The 19,998-nt window shown below is 73.6% G+C and carries 19 protein-coding genes; 9 read left to right on the top strand and 10 right to left on the bottom strand.

Going from position 1 to position 19,998, the window contains the following annotated elements:
- Positions 1–42: 42 nt before the first annotated feature.
- The 4 genes from OG618_RS33355 to OG618_RS33340 all read left to right on the top strand — a co-directional run bounded on the left by OG618_RS33355 (position 43) and on the right by OG618_RS33340 (position 3,941).
- Positions 43–1,221 carry an ABC transporter ATP-binding protein gene (locus OG618_RS33355; RefSeq protein WP_329491345.1) on the top strand — a complete coding sequence of 393 codons (1,179 nt, stop codon included), beginning with the start codon at positions 43–45 and terminating at the stop codon, positions 1,219–1,221.
- Positions 1,222–1,319: 98 nt separating this feature from the next.
- Positions 1,320–1,589 carry a GlsB/YeaQ/YmgE family stress response membrane protein gene (locus OG618_RS33350; RefSeq protein ID WP_329491344.1) on the top strand — a complete coding sequence of 90 codons (270 nt, stop codon included), beginning with the start codon at positions 1,320–1,322 and terminating at the stop codon, positions 1,587–1,589.
- 253 nt (positions 1,590–1,842) lie between these two features.
- A complete protein-coding gene (locus OG618_RS33345) occupies positions 1,843–2,586 on the top strand; it encodes a polyprenol monophosphomannose synthase (RefSeq protein ID WP_329491343.1) in 744 nt (247 codons plus the stop codon).
- 98 nt (positions 2,587–2,684) lie between these two features.
- A complete protein-coding gene (locus OG618_RS33340; RefSeq protein WP_329491342.1) occupies positions 2,685–3,941 on the top strand; it encodes an FUSC family protein in 1,257 nt (418 codons plus the stop codon).
- Positions 3,942–4,021: 80 nt separating this feature from the next.
- Here OG618_RS33340 and OG618_RS33335 read toward each other — a convergent pair whose 3' ends face one another.
- The 4 genes from OG618_RS33335 to OG618_RS33320 form a co-directional block, all read right to left on the bottom strand.
- The gene (locus OG618_RS33335; RefSeq protein ID WP_329491341.1) at positions 4,022–4,495 is read right to left on the bottom strand and encodes a VOC family protein; all 474 of its coding nucleotides are present in this window, start codon (positions 4,493–4,495) and stop codon (positions 4,022–4,024) included.
- Positions 4,496–4,603: 108 nt separating this feature from the next.
- Complete coding sequence (locus OG618_RS33330; protein WP_329491340.1) at positions 4,604–6,580, bottom strand: phosphocholine-specific phospholipase C; 1,977 nt, start codon at positions 6,578–6,580, stop codon at positions 4,604–4,606.
- A 52-nt stretch (positions 6,581–6,632) separates the two neighbouring features.
- Positions 6,633–8,078 (bottom strand): endonuclease/exonuclease/phosphatase family protein, encoded by a 1,446-nt coding sequence (locus OG618_RS33325; protein ID WP_329491339.1) that lies wholly within the window; start codon positions 8,076–8,078, stop codon positions 6,633–6,635.
- 282 nt (positions 8,079–8,360) lie between these two features.
- Positions 8,361–8,834 carry an SRPBCC family protein gene (locus tag OG618_RS33320; protein WP_329491338.1) on the bottom strand — a complete coding sequence of 158 codons (474 nt, stop codon included), beginning with the start codon at positions 8,832–8,834 and terminating at the stop codon, positions 8,361–8,363.
- 286 nt (positions 8,835–9,120) lie between these two features.
- Between OG618_RS33320 and OG618_RS33315 the strand changes: the two genes are divergently transcribed.
- The 4 genes from OG618_RS33315 to OG618_RS33300 all read left to right on the top strand — a co-directional run bounded on the left by OG618_RS33315 (position 9,121) and on the right by OG618_RS33300 (position 12,349).
- On the top strand, positions 9,121–10,176 hold the full coding sequence (locus OG618_RS33315) for a mechanosensitive ion channel family protein (protein WP_329491337.1): 1,056 nt from the start codon (positions 9,121–9,123) through the stop codon (positions 10,174–10,176).
- 101 nt (positions 10,177–10,277) lie between these two features.
- Entirely contained in the window at positions 10,278–11,222 is a 945-nt protein-coding gene (locus tag OG618_RS33310) for a SigB/SigF/SigG family RNA polymerase sigma factor (RefSeq protein ID WP_442906904.1), read from the top strand.
- Positions 11,223–11,336: 114 nt separating this feature from the next.
- Positions 11,337–11,729, top strand: coding sequence for an STAS domain-containing protein (locus OG618_RS33305; RefSeq protein WP_329491335.1), 393 nt, complete (start codon positions 11,337–11,339; stop codon positions 11,727–11,729).
- A gap of 143 nt (positions 11,730–11,872) precedes the next feature.
- Complete coding sequence (locus OG618_RS33300) at positions 11,873–12,349, top strand: ATP-binding protein (RefSeq protein WP_329491334.1); 477 nt, start codon at positions 11,873–11,875, stop codon at positions 12,347–12,349.
- A 294-nt stretch (positions 12,350–12,643) separates the two neighbouring features.
- Here OG618_RS33300 and OG618_RS33295 read toward each other — a convergent pair whose 3' ends face one another.
- From OG618_RS33295 to OG618_RS33275, 5 genes are all read right to left on the bottom strand, one after another.
- Positions 12,644–13,057 carry an SsgA family sporulation/cell division regulator gene (locus tag OG618_RS33295; protein WP_329491333.1) on the bottom strand — a complete coding sequence of 138 codons (414 nt, stop codon included), beginning with the start codon at positions 13,055–13,057 and terminating at the stop codon, positions 12,644–12,646.
- 167 nt (positions 13,058–13,224) lie between these two features.
- Entirely contained in the window at positions 13,225–14,553 is a 1,329-nt protein-coding gene (locus tag OG618_RS33290) for a cryptochrome/photolyase family protein (RefSeq protein WP_329491332.1), read from the bottom strand.
- A gap of 316 nt (positions 14,554–14,869) precedes the next feature.
- Entirely contained in the window at positions 14,870–16,156 is a 1,287-nt protein-coding gene (locus OG618_RS33285) for a PP2C family protein-serine/threonine phosphatase (protein ID WP_329491331.1), read from the bottom strand.
- Between the two features lie 82 nt (positions 16,157–16,238).
- Complete coding sequence (locus tag OG618_RS33280) at positions 16,239–16,505, bottom strand: metal-sensitive transcriptional regulator (RefSeq protein ID WP_329491330.1); 267 nt, start codon at positions 16,503–16,505, stop codon at positions 16,239–16,241.
- 101 nt (positions 16,506–16,606) lie between these two features.
- The gene (locus OG618_RS33275) at positions 16,607–16,954 is read right to left on the bottom strand and encodes a PRC-barrel domain-containing protein (RefSeq protein ID WP_380390802.1); all 348 of its coding nucleotides are present in this window, start codon (positions 16,952–16,954) and stop codon (positions 16,607–16,609) included.
- 427 nt (positions 16,955–17,381) lie between these two features.
- Here OG618_RS33275 and OG618_RS33270 point away from each other — a divergent pair, with 427 nt between their 5' ends.
- Positions 17,382–17,624 carry an e9imm peptide gene (locus OG618_RS33270; RefSeq protein ID WP_329491328.1) on the top strand — a complete coding sequence of 81 codons (243 nt, stop codon included), beginning with the start codon at positions 17,382–17,384 and terminating at the stop codon, positions 17,622–17,624.
- A 101-nt stretch (positions 17,625–17,725) separates the two neighbouring features.
- On the opposite strand, the gene OG618_RS33265 is transcribed toward OG618_RS33270, so the two are convergent.
- Positions 17,726–19,948 carry a serine/threonine-protein kinase gene (locus OG618_RS33265; RefSeq protein WP_329491327.1) on the bottom strand — a complete coding sequence of 741 codons (2,223 nt, stop codon included), beginning with the start codon at positions 19,946–19,948 and terminating at the stop codon, positions 17,726–17,728.
- Positions 19,949–19,998 lie beyond the last annotated feature (50 nt).

The following is a 19,998-nucleotide window of genomic DNA, read 5'->3' as shown; positions in this document are numbered from 1 at the left end:
AAAGCACCCCGCAGGAAGACGTCCCAGGAAGGCAGGCAGGGCATGGCCGAGATCGTCCTCGACGGCATCACCAAGCGCTACCCGGACGGCGCGGTCGCCGTCCACGGCATCGACCTGACCGTCGCGGACGGCGAGTTCGTGATCCTGGTCGGCCCCTCGGGCTGCGGGAAGTCCACCACCCTCAACATGATCGCGGGCCTGGAGGACATCACCGAGGGCACCCTGCGGATCGACGGCCAGGTGGTCAACGACCGCGCCCCCAAGGACCGGGACATCGCCATGGTGTTCCAGAGCTACGCGCTCTACCCGCACATGAGCGTCCGCGAGAACATGGGCTTCGCCCTGCGGCTGGCGAAGACCGACAAGGCGGTGATCGCCGCCAAGGTCGAGGAGGCCGCCCGGATCCTCGACCTGACCGAGCACCTGGACCGCCGGCCCGCCAACCTCTCCGGCGGCCAGCGCCAGCGGGTCGCGATGGGCCGGGCGATCGTCCGCGACCCCAAGGCCTTCCTGATGGACGAGCCGCTCTCCAACCTGGACGCCAAGCTCCGGGTGCAGATGCGCACCCAGATCTCCCGCCTCCAGCGCCGGCTGGGCACCACCACCGTCTACGTGACGCACGACCAGGTCGAGGCGATGACGCTCGGCGACCGCGTGGTGGTGCTGCGCGGCGGCGTCGTCCAGCAGGTCGGCGCGCCGCAGCAGCTCTACGACGAGCCGGTCAACCTGTTCGTCGCCGGGTTCATCGGCTCACCGGGGATGAACTTCCTGGACGCCACCCTGGAGCAGGGCGTGCTGCGCACCGCGCTGGCCGACCTGCCGGTGAGCGACCGGCTCCGGCAGCGGCTGACCGCGGCGGACGCGCCGCGCGAGGTGGTCGTCGGGCTGCGGCCCGAGCACTTCGAGGACGCGGCCCTCCTGGAGCACCCGCACGGCGGTCGGACGGCCACCGTCGCGGTCGAGGTGCTGGAGTCGGTCGGCTCCGACGTCTTCGCGCACTTCACGGTCGAGGGCGAGGCGGCCGTCCCGGGTGCGCTGGAGGAGCTGGCCGCGCAGCGGCGGGACACCGGCGCCACCGCGCGCGGGCGCGAGGTGGTGGCCCGGATCGGCACCGACACCCGGGCCGCCGAGGGCAGCCCGCTGGAGCTGTGGATCGACACCGACCGGCTGCACGTCTTCGACCCGGTCTCCGGGGCCGCCCTCAGCCACGCCGACCGCTGAGCGCCCGGCCGGGCCCGCCGCCGGGCGCCCCGCGCCGACGTGCCGAAGCGGGTGATCCGGGCGATCATGGGGAAACGCGCATCGAAAGGTGGAATGCGATGTTCCAGCTCCTGTGGATTCTGCTCATCGGTTTCGTGCTGGGTGTCCTGGCCAAGCTGATCCTGCGTGGCCCGCAGGCGATCCCCTGGTGGCTGACGATGCTGCTCGGCGCCGCGGGCGCCTGGCTGGGCAACGCGGTGGCCGGCTGGGTCGGCGTGCGGCACACCTCGGGCATCGACTGGATCCGCCACATCCTCCAGCTCGCCTTCGCCGTCGGCCTGATCGCCCTGGTCGCCCCCGCCTGGAGCAGATCGCACCCCAGCCGGTAGGCACCCGGGTGCCCGCCGGCAGGCACCCGGCACCGCAGCCGAAGGGCACACCCGGCACCCCGGCCGAGGACGACACGTCCCGGACCGGGGTGCCGGCCGGCGGCCGGACGGCCGCGGCCCGGAGCACCGGTGGGCGGTGCGACCGGGCACGTACGACCGCGGCTAGACTCGCCCGACCGAAGTGGACACCTGTCCGGTCGGCTGCGGGCGCCGGCGGCGCGGCACCGGCCGGGGATCGCGCGAGGGACAGAACATGGTCGAGGCCTCCCCCAAGGTCGTTGTCGTCGTACCCACGTACAACGAGCGGGAGAACCTGCCGGTCCTCGCGGGGCTGCTCGCTGACCTGAAGCTGCCCGGTCTGCACCTGCTGGTGGTCGACGACAACTCCCCGGACGGCACCGGCGAGGTCGCGGACGGGCTCGCGGCCCGGGCGCCCGGCACGGTCTCCGTGCTGCACCGCACCGAGAAGGACGGCCTCGGCCGGGCCTACGTCGCGGGCATGACCCGGGCCCTGGAGGAGGGCGCCGACGTGGTGGTGCAGATGGACGCCGACCTGTCGCACCCCGCCTCGGTCCTCCCGGTCATGGTGGAGACACTGCTGGCCGACGAGAGCACCGCCGTGGTGCTCGGCTCGCGCTACGTGCCCGGCGGCTCGACCGCCGAGGAGTGGCCGTGGCACCGCAAGGCACTGTCGGCCTGGGCGAACCTCTACGTCAACACCATCCTCGGCCTCGGCGTCAAGGACGCCACCGCCGGGTTCAAGGCCTGGCGCGCGCAGGCCCTGCGGGCGATCGACCTGCCCTCGGTGCACAGCAACGGGTACTCGTTCCAGGTGGAGCTGAACTACCGCGCCGTCCAGCGGGGCATGCGGATCCGCGAGGTGCCGATCCGGTTCGAGGAACGCGTCCAGGGCACCTCCAAGATGAGCCTCGGCGTACAGGTCGAATCGGCGCTCGCACCCTGGAAGCTGCTGCGCGAACAGCGCCGCCGGCCCTAGCACCGGAGCCGGCGCCGTCGGCCGGACGAGCGGCTCTTTCGAGTGCCGGTGCGGTGGATCAGCAGTGTGAGCTGCCAGGACGGGGAAAGAAGGGCGGCATGGCCCTACTCCCGGAGACCTTCGCCACCACGCTGCGCCGCAGTGCCCGACAACCCTTCGTCGTCCAGACGGTCCGGGCCACGGTGGCCGCCACGCTCTCGTACGTGGTGGCCACCCGGCTGAGCAGCGAGCCGGCGCCGCTGACCGCCCCCCTGACGGCGCTGCTGGTCGTCCAGGTCACCGTCTACTCGACGCTGACCACCAGCATCCGCCGGGTCAACTCGGTGGTCGTCGGGGTGCTGATCGCGATCGGTTTCAGCTCGGTGGTCGGGCTCTCCTGGTGGAGCCTGGGCATGATCATCCTGGCCTCGCTGATCATCGGGCGGTTCGTCCGGGTGGACGAGTTCGTCCAGGAGGTGGCGATCAGCGCGATGCTCATCCTGGGCGTGAGCCAGGTGACCTCACAGGCCTGGGACCGGGTGCTGGAGACGCTGATCGGCGCCACCGTCGGACTGCTGTTCAATCTGCTGTTCGCCCCGCCGGTCTGGATCGACACGGCGGGCGAGTCGATCGAGGACCTCGCCCGGCGGGCCCGGCACCTGCTGCTCGGCATCGCCGAGGAGCTCGGCGAGCCCACCCCCGTGGAGCGCGCGGCCGAACGGCTGTACGAGGCCCGTCGGCTCGACCAGGCCATCGCGGACGTCGACGGCGCCCTGCGACAGGCCGAGGACAGCCTGCGGCTCAACCCCCGGATCAGCGAGGGGCTGCTCTCCCGGCTGGTGCTGCGGACCGGTCTGGACACGCTGGAGATCTGCGTGGTGGTGATCCGGGTGCTGGCCCGGTCGCTCACCGACCTCGCCAAGCGGCGGGCCCCGGGCGAGCGGCTGTTCCCGGCCGACGTCGCGGTCGCGCTGGAGGAGCTGCTGAGCCACCTCGGCGGGGCGCTGGTGAGCTTCGCGGTACTGGTCACCACCCAGGTGAGCCGCAACGCCGAGGAGGCCGAGCGGCGGCTGACCTCCGAGCTGGCCGCCGCCTGGGCCAGCCGGGAGAACGTCGCCCATCTGCTGCTGCTCCGGGTGCAGGAGCACCCGGAGGCCTGGCAGCTGCACGGTTCGCTGCTGGCCGAGGTGGACCGGATCCTCGACGAACTCGATCTGGAGCACCGCAGCCGGCGGCTGATGGAGGAACTGGACCGGGCCTCGGTGGCGAACCGGGAGCGGTTCTCCCGGTTCGCCCGGCTGCGGAGGCTGGCCCGGGGCGAGCGGCTGAACCCGGGCCGGCTGCGGAGGCGGCGGGCGGTCAAACAGCGGGCCTGAGGGCGTCGGGCCTGAGGGCAGCGGTCCTGAGGGCCCCGACGTCGGCCGGGGTCCTCAGGACCGACGCGGCGGAGGCGGTCTCAGCCCCGGGCGGCGTCGAGGAGCGGCTGGATCTCGATCTTCTGCATCCGCAGCATCGCCGCCACCACCCGGGCGGCCTTGGCCGGGTCCGGGTCCGCGATCAGTTCGGTCAGCACGCGGGGGACGATCTGCCAGGAGAGCCCGTAGCGGTCCTTGAGCCAGCCGCACTCGCTGGCCGCGCCGCCGTCGGCGGTGAGCTTGGCCCAGAGGTCGTCGACCTCCTGCTGGTCGGCGCAGTCGACCTGGAGCGAGATGGCCTCGGTGAAGTGGAACACCGGACCGCCGTTGAGGGCGACGAACTGCTGACCGTCGAGTTCGAAGGTGACGGTCATGACCCGGCCCGGCTCGCCGGGGCCGCTCTCGCCGTAGTGGGTCACGCCGGTGATCCGGGAGTTGGCGAAGACCGAGGTGTAGAAGCGGGCGGCCTCTTCGGCCTGGTCGTCGAACCAGAGGAAGGTGGTGATCTTCTGCATGGCCCGACGCTAGCCGCCGGGCCGCGGCGGGCGGCCGAGCCACGGCCGGAGGTCACCGGTTCGGCGCCTCCGGCCGTTCCCGCCCGGGCCCGGGCGGCGGCGCCGGGGTCAGTGCACCCAGCCCGCGTACCGCTGGGTGAAGCGCAGACCGGTGCCCGCCGTCACGACGACGTCGTAGCGGCCCTGCCTGTCCAGCGGCCAGGCCAGGTTGGCCTGCTTGCCGGGCTTGACCCAGACCGTCTGCGCGGTGCCCGCGAAGTCGTTGGGCACCGCGGTGAAGCCGACGTCGGTCAGGCCGTCGTTGACCAGTTGGAGGGTGAGCCGGGAGGAGTCGCTCAGATCGGCCGTCACGATCGGCACGCCGATGTCGTTCTGGCCGTCCTCACCGTCCCGGACGACGGTGCCGGCGAAGCGGCGGACGAAGCCGTCGGGGCCGTGGACGGTGAAGTCGTACCGGCCGTGCGTGGCGGCGGCGTCCCAGAGGTAGGTGGCGGTGGCAGCGGGCGCCACCGTGTACGGCGTCCCGGCGAACGGGAGGACGATGTTGGGGTAGACGGTGTAGGGGAAGGCGACCGAGCCGTCGTTGCTCATCGTGCAGGTGACCTTGCCGGTCTTCCGGTCCACCTCGACGTCCGCCCAGGGCTGGTAGGGCAGGTGGCGGTGCGGGCGCTCGCCGGGCTCCTGGACGGGCATCGACTGGGTGCCGGCGGCGGGCAGCGCGACGCCGGGGAGCGCCGCCCCCGCGTCGGCCTTGGCCATCAGGGCCACGGTGTCGGGCAGCTCCGGTATCGAGAAGTCCGGGGCCGCGAAGTCGAAGCAGCTGGTGAGGTCGCCGCAGACGGCCCGGCGCCAGGCGGAGATGTTGGGTTCGGCGACCCCGGTGACCTGTTCCATGAAGCGCAGGACCGAGGTGTGGTCGAAGACCTGGGAGTTGACGTAGCCGCCGCGTGACCAGGGGGAGGCGACCCAGAGCGGCACCCGGTTGCCGAGGCCGATCGCGCGGCCCTGGGTGAACTCCTCGGGCGTACCGGCCTCGGGGGTGGGCGGCACCATGTGGTCGAAGTAGCCGTCGTTCTCGTCGTACATGACGAGGAAGACGGTGTGCTGCCAGACGGCGGGGTTGGACATCAGCGACTGGAGGGCCTGGTTCACCCAGTGCGCGCCGTACGCCGGGCCGGCGTTGGGGTGTTCGCTGAACAGGTAGGGCGCGACCAGCCAGGAGACGGTCGGCAGGGTGGCGTCCTTGCAGTGGGCGTCGAAGGCCGCCGGGTCGAACCTGGTCATCGCGTTGACGTAACGCGGGTCGTCCTTCGGGAAGTTGTGGAACTGCTTGAAGTAGGACAGGGCGTTGTCGTCGTAGTCGCCCGTCCGGTCGTCCTTGCTGGGGTTGTGGTAGACCCGCCAGGAGACGCCGGCCGCCTGCAGCCGCTCGGCGTAGGTCGTCCAGTCGGCGACGGGGTTGTCGGTCACCGGGGTGTTGTCGATCCAGGGGCCGGTGGTGCCGTCCCGTCCGGGGCCGGAGGTGCCCGTCCACAGGTAGAGCCGGTTGGGGTCGGTCGGGCCGGCCAGCGAGGTGAAGTAGGCGTCGCAGAGGGTGAACGCGTCGGCCAGCGCGTACTGGTAGGGGATGTCGGCGCGGGTGAAGTACCCCATGGTGCGCTCGCCCTTGGCGGCGATCCACTTGTTCATCGCGCCGTTGTTGATCGCCTGGTGACCGGTCGCCCAGTCGTGCGGGAGGCCGCCGGCGTTCTGCGCGTTGTACTTGGCCGTGTCCATCCGGTACGGCAGCATCGCGCCGCCGTCGGCGCGCCCGGCGTCGGGCTGGCGGAACACGTCGGTGCCGTCCGGGAACCGGAGGGCCTGCTTGTCACCGAAGCCGCGGACGCCGTTGAGGGTGCCGAAGTAGTGGTCGAAGCTGCGGTTCTCCTGCATCAGCACCACGACGTGCTTGACGTCCTTGATGGTGCCGGTGGGCCGGCCGGCGGCGGGAGCGGCGCTCGCGGACGCGGCGGGCAGGCCGGTCAGTGCGGCGGCGCCGGCGGCCGCGGTGGCGCCGACGAAGGAACGACGGGAGAGATCGGACATGGCGAACTGGCCTCTCGGGGCGGGGGAGGGAGCAGGACGGGGCGGGAGGCCGTCAGAGCTGGAAGGTGGCGACCGCGGCGGCGCTGTCGGAGGGCCACTGGTTGGCGGCGATCGCGGCCGGGTCGGTCCCGGTGGCGGGCCAGTCGGCCACCAGGGTGTGCGCCTCGACCAGCTTCAGCGGGCCGGCGTACAGCACGTAGTCGATCCGGTCCTGCGGCTCCGGCTTGCTGCCCCGCTGCTTGCGGACCGGCGACCAGGTGGCCCCGGGCGCCTTGGCCGGGTTCCGGTTCTCCGCACGGAAGCTGTCGGTCAGTCCGGCCTCCTGAAGGGCCACCGTGACCGGCCAGTTCAGCGGGCCTACCCCGCCGTGGCTGGCCGCGGTGGCCGCCGTCCAGTCCAGGTGCGAGGGCGAGGAGAGCGCGCCGGCGAGGACCACCGGGGTGTGCGCGGCGACCTCGGCGCGGACGGCCGCGGCGAGCGCCGTGGCCTGCTGGAGGCGGGCGGAGGCGCTCTCCCCGGCGGTCACCTGGGCAGCGCTCTGGCCGTCCTGCACCGCGTAGGGGCCGTAGTTCCCCTCGTCCAGGTGGGCGGCCCAGAAGCGGACGCCCCGGCCGACGGGCAGCTGCACCGTCACACCGGCCGCGGGCAGCCCGGCGGTGACCGGGGTGACGGCGGACAGCGGGTAGCGGCTGAGGACGCCGACGCTGCCCGCGCTCTGGTAGGCGTACCAGCCGAGCGCGGTGGCCAGGCTCTGGGCGGCGCTGCCGGCCGTCTCCTGGAGGGCGAGCACGTCCAGGCCCTGGGCGAGCACCACCCGCAGCTGCTTCTCCACCGCGTCGGTGAAGGCCGCGCCGGCCTCGGCGAGGTTCCAGCTCGCCACCTTCAGCCGCAGCGGCCCTGCCGGGTCCGCCACCGGGATCTGCACGGTGACGGTGTCGGTGGCGCCCGCGCTGTCCTTCACGCCGACGACCACCACCTCCGGGTTCTTCGGCGCGGTGGCGGGCGCGGTCCCGGTGAGCGTGCCGTCGGAGCCGACGGAGGCCCAGGCCGGGCCGCTGATCTTGCGGAACGCCGCGGTGCCCGCCGGGTTGCCGGCCGGCCGGGACCAGAGACCGCCGAGCTTGACCGAGACGGCGCCCCCGGGCGCCACGGCCGCGGTGGTCAGCGCGTCGACCGCGCTGTGCGGGCGGACCACGGCGGGCTTGGGCCGGAAGGTGAAGGGCGCGGTCTGCGCCAGGACGCCGTAGCCGTCCTTGGCCAGCAGGTACGCGGTGTACGGGCCGCCGGTCAGCGCCGAGGTGTCGAGCTGCACGTCCCCCGCGGCGGCCGGGGTGTACTTCCAGAGCAGCGACGAGCCGGTGCCGGGCTTCCTGCTGCCGTCGTAGACGCCGACCCAGTTCTTGGCGTCCGGGGCGTCGGTGCTCCAGTGGAAGGTGAGCCTGTCGCCTTCGACCGGGTTGGCGGATGAGCTGAGCGTCAGGGCGCTGCCTGCGGCCACGGTGGTCCTGTCCGCCGCGCCCGGGCGACCGGTCCGCGGGAGGGCACGGCCGGGCCCGTCCGCGGCTGGTCACGGAGATCGGGATGAGGGTTGCCGGCAGTTGGCTGTACAACTGCGGGCGACCCCATTCATCCCAAGGTCGGCGACCGTCACGTGAACGACGCATGACGCGGTGTCGGGCGCTGCGGGAACTCCGGCCCTGACCAGACCGCCGGCGCGGCGGGCGTCGATCGGGCGCGCTGGCGGGTGGGTGGACGGGCGGCGGTGCCGACCGGTGAGCGGTCAGGCCGCCCGGGGCGTGCCGGGGTCGGCGCCCGGGGGTGCGCTCGGCGGGCCGCCGTGGGCGGCTTCGACGAACTCCTTGAAGTCGTGCAGGTCGTCGATGACCTGACGGTCGACGAAACCGAGCGCCTCCCCGATCCGCTCCAGCAGACCCTGCGGTTCGACCTCCAGCTGGAGCATGATCCGCGTGCAGTCCTCCCCGAGACGGTGGAACGTCACCACGCCCGACTGCCGGACCTCCCCGGCCACCGCGGCCCAGGCCACCCGCTCGTCCGGCACCACCTCGGTCGTCGCGGCGTCGAACTCGCGGTGCGCGCCGGCCACGCCGACCACCCAGTGGGTGAGCTCCCCGCCACGCCGCTCGATGCTGACCACGCCGCGCATGAAGCGCGGGAAGTCCTCGACCTTCCGCCACTGTTCGTACGCCACCGCGAGCGGCACGTCGACCAGGACCGACTCCTCGATCTGTGTCATCACGTTTCCCTTCTCCGCCGAGGTCCGACCGCCGGGCCGGCGGTCGGTCGTAGGGGCGCCTGCCCCGGCCCCGCCCCGGTATGCACCCGGGCCGACGATCCGTCAGACGTCACCCGGCCGGCCCAGCGCGGATCCGGCGGCGGCGGGGGGGACGATCGGCCGCCGGGCAGGCCGGGGAGCGGGCGGAGGGGCCGGGGCGGGTGTGGGCGGCGGAGCCGGGGGCAGGCGGGACCCATTCCCGCGGACCGCCCCCGCGGGACCGACCCGAGGAAGGGAACCGCACACCATGGGGTGGAGCCTCGTCCGCCTGATCGTCGTCGCCGCTTCGGCCGCCGTCGCCGCCTACGGCCTCAACCTGCTCACGGAGGCCGTGGCACGACTGGTCGCCGCACGCGGGCACACCGGTCCCACACCGACCCTGCTCCGTGCCTGTCGGCCACCCCTGCTCGCGGCCACCGCCTGCGGACTGATGCTCGCCGGGGAGCCGTGGGCCCGTACCGCCCCGGTCGTGCACGCCGCCGTCCGGCATCTGCTGGTGCTCGCGACCATCGCCGCCTGCGCCTGGCTGGCCGCGCGGCTGATCGCCCTGGCGACGAGCGGCGCGATGCAACTCGCCGGGCGGCGGCGCAACCCCGCCTGGGCGGGCCGGGCCCGGACCCAGGCAGGTCTGCTCGGCCGGATCTTCCAGGCCACCGTCGCCGTGGTCGCCCTCGGGGCGATGCTGATGACCTTCCCCGCCGTCCGGGGGCTCGGGACCAGCCTGCTCGCCTCCGCCGGGCTGGTCGGCGTAGTGGCCGGGATCGCGGCCCAGAGCACCCTCGCCAACCTGTTCGCGGGCATCCAGATGGCCTTCGGCGACCTGATCCGGATCGGCGACGTCGTCGTGGTCGCCGGCGAGTGGGGGACGGTTGAGGAGATCACGCTCACCTCGGTGGTGATCGCCACCTGGGACCAGCGGCGACTGGTGATGCCGATGTCGTACTTCGCCGGCCGCCCCTTCGAGAACTGGTCGCGGCGCACCAGCAAGATCACCGGCACCGCGCTGTTCCACCTGGACCACCGCACCCCGGTGCCCGAGCTGCGGGCGGAGTTCGAGGCGTTCCTCGCCAAGAGCTCGCTGTGGGACGGCGAGGGCAGCGCCCTCCAGGTGGTCGACACCACACCGACCACCATCGTGGTGCGGGCCCTGATGACCGCGCCCGACGCCGACGCCGCGTTCGAGCTGCGCTGCCAGGTCCGCGAACACCTCGTCGGCTACCTGTGCGAGACCCATCCGCACGCCCTGCCCCGGGTGCCGGTCGCCCGCGCCGCAGGACGAGACGAGGCTCACATGTCGGGGTAATCACACCCTCTTTGCAGAATCACCACACATCAAAGGGGAATCGGTCCGAAGATCCCGGGTACACAGGGACAGACCGTCGCGGAACCGATGAAAGGACCGACATGGCTCCGTCCAGTGATGCTCTCCTCACCCCCGTGTTCCCCGTTCAGGGCCAGGCCCGGCCGAGCGCCGGGCCTTTGGGAGCCACCTCCGGAACGCCCGGTCTCTCCGGCCTCTCGACGACCACGGAGATCACCGAGCTTCCCGAGCTCCCCGAGATCGCCGAACCGAGCGAGGTCTCCCCCGCCGACGCGCGTGAACTGACCCGGACCCTGCTGGCCCGGCTCGACGCACTGGAGGAGGGCACCCGGGAGTACTCCTATGTGCGGGCCACGCTGATCGAGCTGAACATCTCCCTGGTCCGCTACGCCGCCCGGCGCTTCAATTCCAGCCGCGAGCCGCAGGAGGACCTGGTCCAGGCGGGCATCGTCGGCCTGATCAAGGCGATCGACCGCTTCGACTCCCGGCACGGTGTGGAGTTCACCACGTTCGCGGTGCCGACGGTGCTCGGGGAGATCCGCCGCCACTTCCGTGACACCACCTGGGCGGTCCACGTGCCGCGCCGCCTCCAGGAGCTGCGGCTGACCCTGGCCAGGGCCCAGGAGCAGCTCACCCAGCGGCTCGACCGCGCCCCGACCGTCGCCGAGCTGGCCGAGCACCTGTCGCTCACCCCGGAGGAGGTGACCGAGGGGCTGACCGCCGCCAACGGCCACACTGTGGGGTCGCTCGACCTGGGCTCCGAGTCCACCGACGACGACTCCCGGGGCTCCCTGGCCGACCGGCTCGGCATGGAGGACGGCCGGCTGGAGAAGATCGAGAGCCTGGTCGCCCTGAAGCCCCTGATCGCCGCGCTGCCCGAGCGCGACCGGCAGATCCTCTCGATGCGCTTCACCGAAGAGCTCACGCAGTCCGAGATCGGCGCCCGGCTGGGCGTCTCCCAGATGCACGTCTCCCGGCTGCTCAGCCGGATTCTCGGCCGGCTCCGCGCCGGTCTGGACCAGGACTGACCGAGCGACCCCGGCGGCCGGGGCGTCACTCCTCCTGTGGGGCGTGCGCCTTGGCCGCGGGCTTTCCCCCGCGTATGGTCGAAGGGAACTCTCTGGAGGGGAAAGACAACCACGATGCCAGTCGAGGACGAGCAGTACCGGATCACGGCGGCGGCGAGCACTCTGCCGCACGCGCTGACCGTGGACATAAGGCGGGCCGACGCCGAGGCGGCGGTCTGCGCGGTGGCGGGTGATCTCGACATCGACAGCCTCCTGCCCGCCGAGCGGGCGCTGACCTCCCTGGTCGACGAGGGCACCCCCCTGGTCGTGGTCGATCTGGAGGGCGTCGGCTTCTGCGACTCCTCCGGCCTGAACCTGTTGTTGAAGACCCGCCTGGCCGCCTCCGCCGCCGGGGTGGAGTTCCGCCTCGCGGCCGTGGCCACGCCGGTCGCCCGCGTCCTGGAACTGACCGGCGCCGGCGCCGTGTTCTCCATCCATGACTCGGTCGGCGCGGCGCTCGTCCGTTGAGCACGACCGTGCGATCCGGCCCGCTCCGCCCGCCCATGACCACGGGCGACCAGTCGAACGGCCGTCACAGGAATATCCTGGCGCTGCCCGGGAATCCGATCGGACGACGAGCCACAGCAACCGCACGAAGGGGTGAACCGCATATGACGAGGGGCCGGGGCACCCTGGACGACAACCGGTCCGGAGCCACGCTGCCGGAGGCCGGCCAACGCCGGCGGCTGCGGCTGGCCGGCCTGCCCAAGCCGGTGGCCCGTTCGCGTGCCTTCACCCAGCAAGCGCTCGCCGACTGGGCGTGGCTGGCTCCGGAGAGCGGCGCGGACCCGGACGTGGCGGACGATGTCGTGCTGCTGGTGGCCGAGCTGGTGGCCAACGCGATGATGCACGGCGGCGGACCGCTCGAACTCGTACTGGACGCGTCCGCGGCCCGGCTCCGGGTGGAGGTGAGCGACGGCGAGTCCGCGCTCCCCGAGCCCCGCCTGCCGCACCGGCCGGGGCTGCCCGGCGGCCACGGCCTGTTCATCATCCAGCGGGCCGCCGACCGCTGGGGCGCCGAGCGCCACGAGCAGGGCAAGGCGGTCTGGGTCGAGATCGACGCCGCCCGGCTCGCTCCCGGGCGCTGAGCGGCTCAGGCTTCAGGGCTCTCGGGGGTCAGGGCACTCAGGGGTCAGGGCACTCGGGAGTCAGCAGGACATGGGCCACGGCCCGGGCGGTTTCCCCGCCCGGGCCGTGGTGTTCGTCGTGCTCCGGTCGATCCTCGTGCGTCGGCTGTTCGTCGTACCCGGCTCTCCGCAGCTCGCCGGCCGACGCGGGTGGTTCCGCCCGAAGCCCGCTCCGGGCGGAACCCCGCCCATGGCCGGGGGCGGCGACGCAGCCTCGTGCTGAGGTCGCCACCGCCCCCGGTCGTCGCGCTCCGCTCAGCCGGTCTCCCCCACCAGGCCCGCCACCGTGTCCGGCCAGTCGAGCAGCCGGTGCTCCGTCCCCGGGGCGACCACCTCGTACGTCCGGCGGAGGAAGTGCACCATGTCCCGGGAGGACAACACCAGGACGGCACAGCCCCCGTCGCCGTGGAACTCGACGGCGATCACGCCGGGAGCCCACGGCCGGACCCGTAGGTCCCCCAGACCGGACGGCTTGCGCAGCCCCTCCCCGAACAGCTCGCGGGCCGCCGTCCAGGACAGTGCACCCTCCAGTCCGAGCGAGGCACCGGCCCCGAAACCGAGCGACAGCGCGAACGGGTCGGCCGGGTCGTAGCGGAGCCCCATGAGCACCGGCCGGGGCTCCGGGCCGACGAGACAGGCCTCGATGACGTCCTCGACGATCTCGGGCACCGTGCGCCCCCCTTCTGTTGCGGCAGTGGTGCACGCCCGGCTACCCCCGTCGGCGGGGACCATGCGTGTCAGAACCGCTCGAACACCTCCGGCCGGTATACTTGACCGCTCGTCATGTCGCCCTACGGGCCCGCGAGGGGCGCCGAACCGACGGTTCGGTCGGGGGCTCAGTCGAGGCCGCGGGCTTGGCGGAGCCGGGCGGAGATCGTCTCGGGCTCGACGATCGGTGCCGGGTAGTCGGCCGGTGGGCGGTCCAGCCGCCACGGGCGGTGCACGGAGCGACCGGGCAGGTCGGCCAACTCGGGGACCCAGCGCCGGACGTAGGCCCCGTCCGGGTCGAGCCGGTCCGCCTGGGCGAGCGGGTTGAGCACCCGGTTGGGCCGGGTGTCCGTACCGGTCCCGGCCACCCACTGCCAGTTGAGCTGGTTGTTGGCCAAGTCACCGTCCACCAGCAGCCGCAGGAAGTGGGCGGCGCCCGTCCGCCAGTCCTTGTAGAGCGTCTTGGTCAGGAACGAGGCCGTCACCAGCCGGGCCCGGTTGTGCATCCAGCCCTCCTGGGCGAGTTGGCGCATGCCCGCGTCCACCAGGGGGAAGCCGGTGCGGCCCCGGCGCCAGGCCTCGGACTCCGCGTCGTCGGGCAGCCAGTGGTCCCCCTTGGACCGGTAGTCGGCGTGCGCCGCCTCCGGGCGGGCGGCGAGCACCTGGTGGTGGAAGTCCCGCCAGGCCAGCTGCCGGACGAACGCCTCCGCACCGCTGCCGCCGCGTCGTTCGGCGGACGCCACCAGCTCGGCCGCGGAGACGCAGCCGAAGTGCAGGTAGGGCGAGAGGCGCGAGGTGCCGTCGGCGGCGAGGTCGTCGTGCAGTTCCTCGTACCGCTCAAGGGCGTAGCCCTGCCAGAGCTTGCGGCCGGGGCGCTCACCGCCCGGCGGCAGCCCCGGCGAATCCGGCGTGACGGCCGGGACGGGCTCGCTCGCGAGGCCCTCGGGCGTGCGCAGCGCCCGGGGCGCGCGGTGCACCGTCCGGCGCGGGGCCTGCTGCCAGGTGCGGAAGTACGGGGTGAACACGGCGTAGTGGTCCTTGCCGGCGGGTCTGACCGCGCCCGGTACGGCCACGGTCAGCACGCCGTCGTGGACGTGCAGACGGGAGCCGAGGGCGTCGCGCAGGGCCTGCTCGCGGCGGTGGGCGAAGGCGCTCACGCCGGCGGCGACGTGGACCGAGACGGCGTCCACCTCGGTGGCCAGCCGGGCGGTCTCGGTGGCGGCGGTGCCCCGGCGCAGCAGCAGCCTGCCGCCGAGCGGGCGCAGCGCGGCGTCGAGGTCGGTGAGGCAGTCGGCGAGGAAGGCCATCCGGTTGGGCGGGGCGAAGCCGGCGGCGTCGACCTCGGGGTCGAGGACGAACAGCGGCACGACCTCGTCGGCGGCCTCGGCGGCGGCCCGGAGCACGGGGTTGTCGTGCAGGCGCAGATCCTGGGTGAGCAGGGCGATGGAGACGGTCATCAGTGGTGGCCCGGGGGTCGTGGTGGGGTGGATGTGGGGCGGGTCCGGCCGGTCCGGCGGAGGCGGTGTGCGGCGTTCAGCGTTCAGCGTTCAGCGTTCAGCGTTCAGCGTTCGGCGGTGCGGTGTTCGGCGTTTGGTGTTCGGCATTCGGTGCGCGGGGCGGTTGCCGGTCGGCGGCTGCCCTGCGGGGACAGACGAGCCTCCCACCCCGGTGCGCCGAACGGGGCACGGCGCGCCGGGAATTCACGTCCGGTCCGGATCCGGGACGGAACCGCGGGCGGCTCACCGCGTCGCCGGCCGGGGCGGGGTCCCCGCATCAGTGGGCAGGGTGCCATTCCACCAGGACGATCGTGGCGTCGTCGGTGAGCCGGTGGTCCTGGCGCTCCAGCAATGCGTGGATCAGCCGCCGCAGTGCCTCCGGAGCGGCCTCCCCGGCCTCCGCGGCCCGGACGATCATGTCCGTCAGCCGTTCCTCGCCGAACAGCTCGCCGGCGGCGGAACGTGCTTCGGTGACGCCGTCGGTGTGGATGAGCACGCGGTCGCCCGGCTCCAGCAGGACCTCGTGGACGGTGCCGGGCATCCGCTCGTACCCGGCGAGCCCGAGGGGGAGTTCGGCGGCCCGTTCGAGCGCGGCCGGTACCACCCGCTGGCGGCGGATCAGCAGTGGCGCGGGGTGCCCGCGGTTCACCCAGCTCAGCCTGCCGTCCGAGGTGTCCAGCTCGGCGAAGACCCCGGTGAGCAGCCGCTCCGGGAACCACCGGTCCAGTTCCCGGTCGATCACGGCGGCGATGTCCGCGAGCCCGCCCCCGGCTCGGCGGACGGCCCGGCAGGCCGCGATCGCCAGTGCCGACGACCCGCCCGAGGCGAGGTCGTGCCCCATCGCGTCGACGACGGTGAGCCGCAGCCGGCTCCCGCTGAAGCTGTGGTCGAACGCGTCGCCGCCGATCTCGTAGGCGGGCTCCAGCACCGCGGTCGACGTCACGTGCCTGGTGCCGACCGTGCGCGGTGGCATGAAGGCCCAGGCCAGTTCGGCCTGGAGGGTCATCGGAACGACCCTGGTGGTGTCGATCAGATCATCCACGAAGGACAGTTTCGCCACCACGATCAGGCCCACCAGCGAGGCCAGGGCCAGGCAGCGGTCGATGTCGACGGCCGCGTCCGGGGGCGCGTCGACGCGGAGCACCCCGATCCGCTCGACACCGTCGACGATCGGCAGCCACAGCACCCGGCCGGTCCCGTCCTCGGCCGGCACGGACTGGGGCACCCCCGTGCAGTAGGCCCGGCTCGCCGGGCTCCCCTCCAGCGGGAGCACCCAGCTCGGCGACCGTTCGGGGGCCGGAGCGCCGGCGTGCGGGGGCGAGCCGGGGAGATCGGGCACCTCGGACACGACGACCGGCCCGGTGGGAGCGTCGGTGCCCTCCGCCGCCGGAGGCAGCAGCGGTGCGAGCTGCACCTGCCGCACGTCGGCGAGCAGGACCAGCGCGTCGGTGAGCCCCATCGCCCGGGCCGCGTCCCGGACGGCCGTCGCGAGCTCACCGGGGCCGATCCGCTGGGAGGCTGCCAGCAGGCCCTCCATCGCCCGGCCGAAGCCGATGTCGTCCATGGCCTCCACCTTCCGCCGGGACCATTCTCCGCCGATCGGCGCGGCCGGTCACGGCGTGCGACCGGGCCCGGGCCGTCCGGCCTCAGGCGAGGGTCAGGAAGAGCTTCTCCAGCTCCGCCTCGCTCATCGGCGGGGCATCCCCGTCGGCGGCGGCCATGCACTGGCGCATCCCGCTGGCCACGATCTTGAATCCGGCACGGTCCAGGGCGCGGGAGACCGCCGCCAACTGGGTGACGACGTCCTTGCAGTCCCGGCCTGCCTCGATCATCGCGATCACACCGGCCAGCTGCCCCTGGGCCCGGCGGAGCCGGTTCAGGACGGCGCCCACCGCTTCCTCGTCCACCTGCATCCCGGGAGCCGCCTTCCGCCGTCGTGACCGAGCCTCCAGCGTACCCCGTGGGGTATCGCGGCCGCCGCGGCCGACCCGTACGCACCCCTCCCCCGGGCCGCTCAGCGCCTGGCCAGCCGCCGCTCACCGCCGGCGCCGGGGGTGTAGGCGAGTGCGTAGTGCGCGAAGACCGCCGGTTCGTCCTCGGCGGGCAGCACGTCGTCGGTGCCGATCGAGGGCGCCTGCTTGACCACGCCCTTGGCGAACGCGACCCGGACGTAGCCGGGCCCGACCACGGCGCCGTCGAGCGGGACGAACACCAGCCGCCGCCGGGACGGCAGGCCGACCGTGACGGTCACGAAGAACGGCTGGTCACTGGCCGTCTCCACGTACACCGACTCCAGCGTGCCGATCCGGTGGTCCTTCTCGTCGACCACGGCGTGGCCGCGCCACTCCCTGATGTCAGCCATTCCGATCACCGCAGCCTCCCGTTCACCGCAGCCTCCCGTGTCGCCGGTGCCGTCGTCGGGCACCCGGGATCTCCATCCTGCGCCGCGACGGGGCGGGGCGCCCGGCGAGCACCGCGGCACCCGACCGGCCGGAGAAGGGGTACGCGGGCTGGCGGCCCCCGACACTCGTCGACGTGCACCCGCGCGGCCGGCCCTCCGGGGAGGCCGAGCGGGTGCACGTCGAGGCCCCCAGCAGGTGAGCCTGCCCGGCGCAGGCCTTCACTCGCTGCGGCACGCTTCGGGCGGGGACCGGCGAGGCCGTGGGAGCGGCCCGGCGCCCTGGAGCTTTCCGGCCGATCAGGTGACGCGCCGGGCTCGGCCCCCTTTGGAAGGAGTGGCTGTGACGGAGACGGCTCGTGAAGCGGCCGTTGCGTGGGTGCGGAGGATCATGGACGCGGACTGTGCCGACGATGCCGAGCCGTGCGGGGTGCTGGTGGCGTTGGGCAAGGCCCTCGGCTGTCCGAGCGGCTACGGCAGCGACTTGATCTTCTGGCCCGAGGGAAGGCAGCCGACGGCTCCCGAGGTCGTCGGTCAGGCGTTGGGGTACCGGCCCTTCGCCCTGTGGGAGGGCCCCGAGCCCGCGGCCGGACGGCCGGCCACCGTGTGCCGGACGGTGCGCCGCCGTGGGTAGGACGGCAAGGACCGTCAGCCTTTCGGCGGCCCGAGCCGGGGCCCTGGTCTTCTCCGGTACCGGAGCGGACTCCGGCTACCGCTCCGGCACCGGGGAGGCGGTCACTGTCGGGGGAAGTCCTGGTCCGCCCGGAGGGCGAGGGTGCGCCAGCCGTGGGTGATCTCCTCGCGCAGCGCGCCCGCGTCGGGCTCGGTGCTGCCCGGGCCGTGGCGCGTCGTCAGCAGGTCCAGCAGTGCGCCACCGTCGCCGGGGCGGGTCTGCGGGTCCGCGGTCAGCGCCCGGCCGACCACCGCCGCGAGCGCCGGGTCGAGCGCGGCGAGGGCTGCCAGAGCCGTCGGCTCCGGGCCGGTGTCGACGATCCGGCGGATCACCGCCCCCGTGCTGGCGGCCGCGAACGGACTCCCCCCGTGGGCCGCGCACACCACGCAGCAGGCCCAGGCCCAGACGTCCGCCGCCGGGCCGACCGGCCCGTCGCCGAACTGTTCGGGCGCCATGTAGGTCAGCGTCCCCGGGCCGCCGCCGGTGCGGGTCAGCCGGGTGCCGTCGACGATCGCCGCGATGCCGAAGTCGAGCAGCCGCGGCCCCGCCGTCGTCAGCATGATGTTGGCGGGCTTGAGGTCCCGGTGCACCAGCCCCAGTCGGTGCACCCCGCGCAGCGCGACGGCCAGCGCGAGCGCGAGGGCCCGCAGCGCCTCCGGGGAGCGGATCGGCCCCTGCTCGCGCAGATGGACGTCGAGCGGGCGGCCGTCCAGCAGCTCCATGGCCAGGTAGGGGCGCCCGGAGTCCACACCGGCGTCCAGCACCCGGGCGGTGTAGGCGCCGGAGACCATCGCCAGCACCTCCGCCTCGCGCTCGAAGCGACGCAACAGGTCGGCTTCCCCGAGGAGTTCGGGGTTGATCGTCTTCAACGCGACCTGGGTGGCCGAGCCCTCCCGACGGGCCAGGTAGACCGTCCCCATGCCGCCGGCCCCGATCCGGCCGAGCAGTTGGTACCCGCCGATCGTCCGCGGCTCGTGCGGGTACAGCGCCTGGTGCGGGACGTGCCCGACGGGTGAGGCGGGTGAGGCGGGTCCGGCCTGCCCGGCGGGTTCGACGCGCCCGAGGTGCAGCGGAGCCGGCGCGACCTGCGTCGACGGTGGGGCGGGGACGGACCACGGCGCGTCGACCGGGGCGGCGGGCATCGGCAGGTAGGGCGCGGGCCGGGCGGCGGGCGGAGCATCCGGCGGGACGTGGGCCGTGCGGCCGGCACCGCCGGCCAGCGGGCGCCGGCTGGTCACGAGCGCGATGATCTGGAACATCAGCGCACCCTCGACCACCCCGATCGGCAGCACCAGTGCACCGAGCACCGCGCGGAGGACGAAGCCGCCGATCAGCCGGACGATACTGCCGGTGGTCGTCCCGGCCCCCGGGGGCATGCCGACGACCAGCAGGTTGCGCTGCGTCAGGAGCCAGAGGAACACCCAGCCGAGCAGGGCGACCACCGCCGGGATGAGGTAGATCGGCTGGGTGATGGAGAAGTGGACGTCCAGGGCCTGGGCGATGGCCAGCGGGCTCTCCGAGACGATCGACGGCATCATGTAGACGAAGTCGGTGTCAGCGATCGTCGAGTTCAGCAGGGCCAGCAGGCCGGCCGCGCTCAGCAGCACGAGCACCTGTTCACCGACCGCCGCCGCGGTCAGCCCCGACGGCACCGCCACCCTCCCGCCCGGGCCCGCGAGGCGACCGATCGCGCGATGGCGGGTGGCCTGCTGAGCCCGCATCAGAAGCGGCAAGGACACCGTCCGCACGACCAGTGCGACGCCGCCCAGGACCAGGATGATCAGGCCCAGCGGAGTCTCCGTGTAGCTCTCCATGAACGCCCCCCGTTGTGCCGTTCGCCGGTCAAGCAGACCGAGTATAGGCCGCGTCGCGATCACTGCGGCCGAACGGCGAACGGGGTCCGGGGGGACGGCGAGTACGGCCCGGGCGGACGGCGGCCCGGGCGTCCTTCCCACGCCACGGCGCCGGGCCGGGCGGGCCGGTACGCCCGACGCGCACAGGAGTTGCCAGGCCACCGCCGCGGTCAGCCCCCAGATCAGCCACCCCACGCCGAAGTGGCCGGACCACCCGGCCAGCAGCAGTGTCAGCCCGAGGCGGGGCAGCGCCCAGCGCAGGATCCGCCGCCAGGACGCCCCGGCCACCGACGTGATCTGGATGACCCCCTCGCCCGGCACGATGATGACGAACAGGCCCAGCCGCTCCACCAGGTGCGGGACGTCGGCGTAGGCCGCCTCGACCACCGGCACGCGCTCCGCGGTCCCCCGCTTCCTGATCAGGCGGTCCATCCGCTCCTACGCCAGTCGCAGCACCCGGCTGCCGGAGGTGACGACGACCA

The organism is Kitasatospora sp. NBC_01246 (assembly GCF_036226505.1).
GTDB lineage: Bacteria > Actinomycetota > Actinomycetes > Streptomycetales > Streptomycetaceae > Kitasatospora.
This window is presented reverse-complemented; position numbering and strand designations above follow the sequence as displayed.

Bases quoted from the DNA above. Each gene is read 5' to 3' on its own strand.
- OG618_RS33355 (WP_329491345.1), top strand. From the start codon at position 43: ATGGCCGAGATCGTCCTCGACGGCATCACCAAGCGCTACCCGGACGGC.
- OG618_RS33350 (WP_329491344.1), top strand. From the start codon at position 1,320: ATGTTCCAGCTCCTGTGGATTCTGCTCATCGGTTTCGTGCTGGGTGTC.
- OG618_RS33345 (WP_329491343.1), top strand. From the start codon at position 1,843: ATGGTCGAGGCCTCCCCCAAGGTCGTTGTCGTCGTACCCACGTACAAC.
- OG618_RS33340 (WP_329491342.1), top strand. From the start codon at position 2,685: ATGGCCCTACTCCCGGAGACCTTCGCCACCACGCTGCGCCGCAGTGCC.
- OG618_RS33335 (WP_329491341.1), bottom strand. From the start codon at position 4,495: ATGCAGAAGATCACCACCTTCCTCTGGTTCGACGACCAGGCCGAAGAG.
- OG618_RS33330 (WP_329491340.1), bottom strand. From the start codon at position 6,580: ATGTCCGATCTCTCCCGTCGTTCCTTCGTCGGCGCCACCGCGGCCGCC.
- OG618_RS33320 (WP_329491338.1), bottom strand. From the start codon at position 8,834: ATGACACAGATCGAGGAGTCGGTCCTGGTCGACGTGCCGCTCGCGGTG.
- OG618_RS33315 (WP_329491337.1), top strand. From the start codon at position 9,121: ATGGGGTGGAGCCTCGTCCGCCTGATCGTCGTCGCCGCTTCGGCCGCC.
- OG618_RS33310 (WP_442906904.1), top strand. From the start codon at position 10,278: ATGGCTCCGTCCAGTGATGCTCTCCTCACCCCCGTGTTCCCCGTTCAG.
- OG618_RS33305 (WP_329491335.1), top strand. From the start codon at position 11,337: ATGCCAGTCGAGGACGAGCAGTACCGGATCACGGCGGCGGCGAGCACT.
- OG618_RS33300 (WP_329491334.1), top strand. From the start codon at position 11,873: ATGACGAGGGGCCGGGGCACCCTGGACGACAACCGGTCCGGAGCCACG.
- OG618_RS33290 (WP_329491332.1), bottom strand. From the start codon at position 14,553: ATGACCGTCTCCATCGCCCTGCTCACCCAGGATCTGCGCCTGCACGAC.
- OG618_RS33285 (WP_329491331.1), bottom strand. From the start codon at position 16,156: ATGGACGACATCGGCTTCGGCCGGGCGATGGAGGGCCTGCTGGCAGCC.
- OG618_RS33280 (WP_329491330.1), bottom strand. From the start codon at position 16,505: ATGCAGGTGGACGAGGAAGCGGTGGGCGCCGTCCTGAACCGGCTCCGC.
- OG618_RS33275 (WP_380390802.1), bottom strand. From the start codon at position 16,954: ATGGCTGACATCAGGGAGTGGCGCGGCCACGCCGTGGTCGACGAGAAG.
- OG618_RS33270 (WP_329491328.1), top strand. From the start codon at position 17,382: ATGGACGCGGACTGTGCCGACGATGCCGAGCCGTGCGGGGTGCTGGTG.
- OG618_RS33265 (WP_329491327.1), bottom strand. From the start codon at position 19,948: ATGGACCGCCTGATCAGGAAGCGGGGGACCGCGGAGCGCGTGCCGGTG.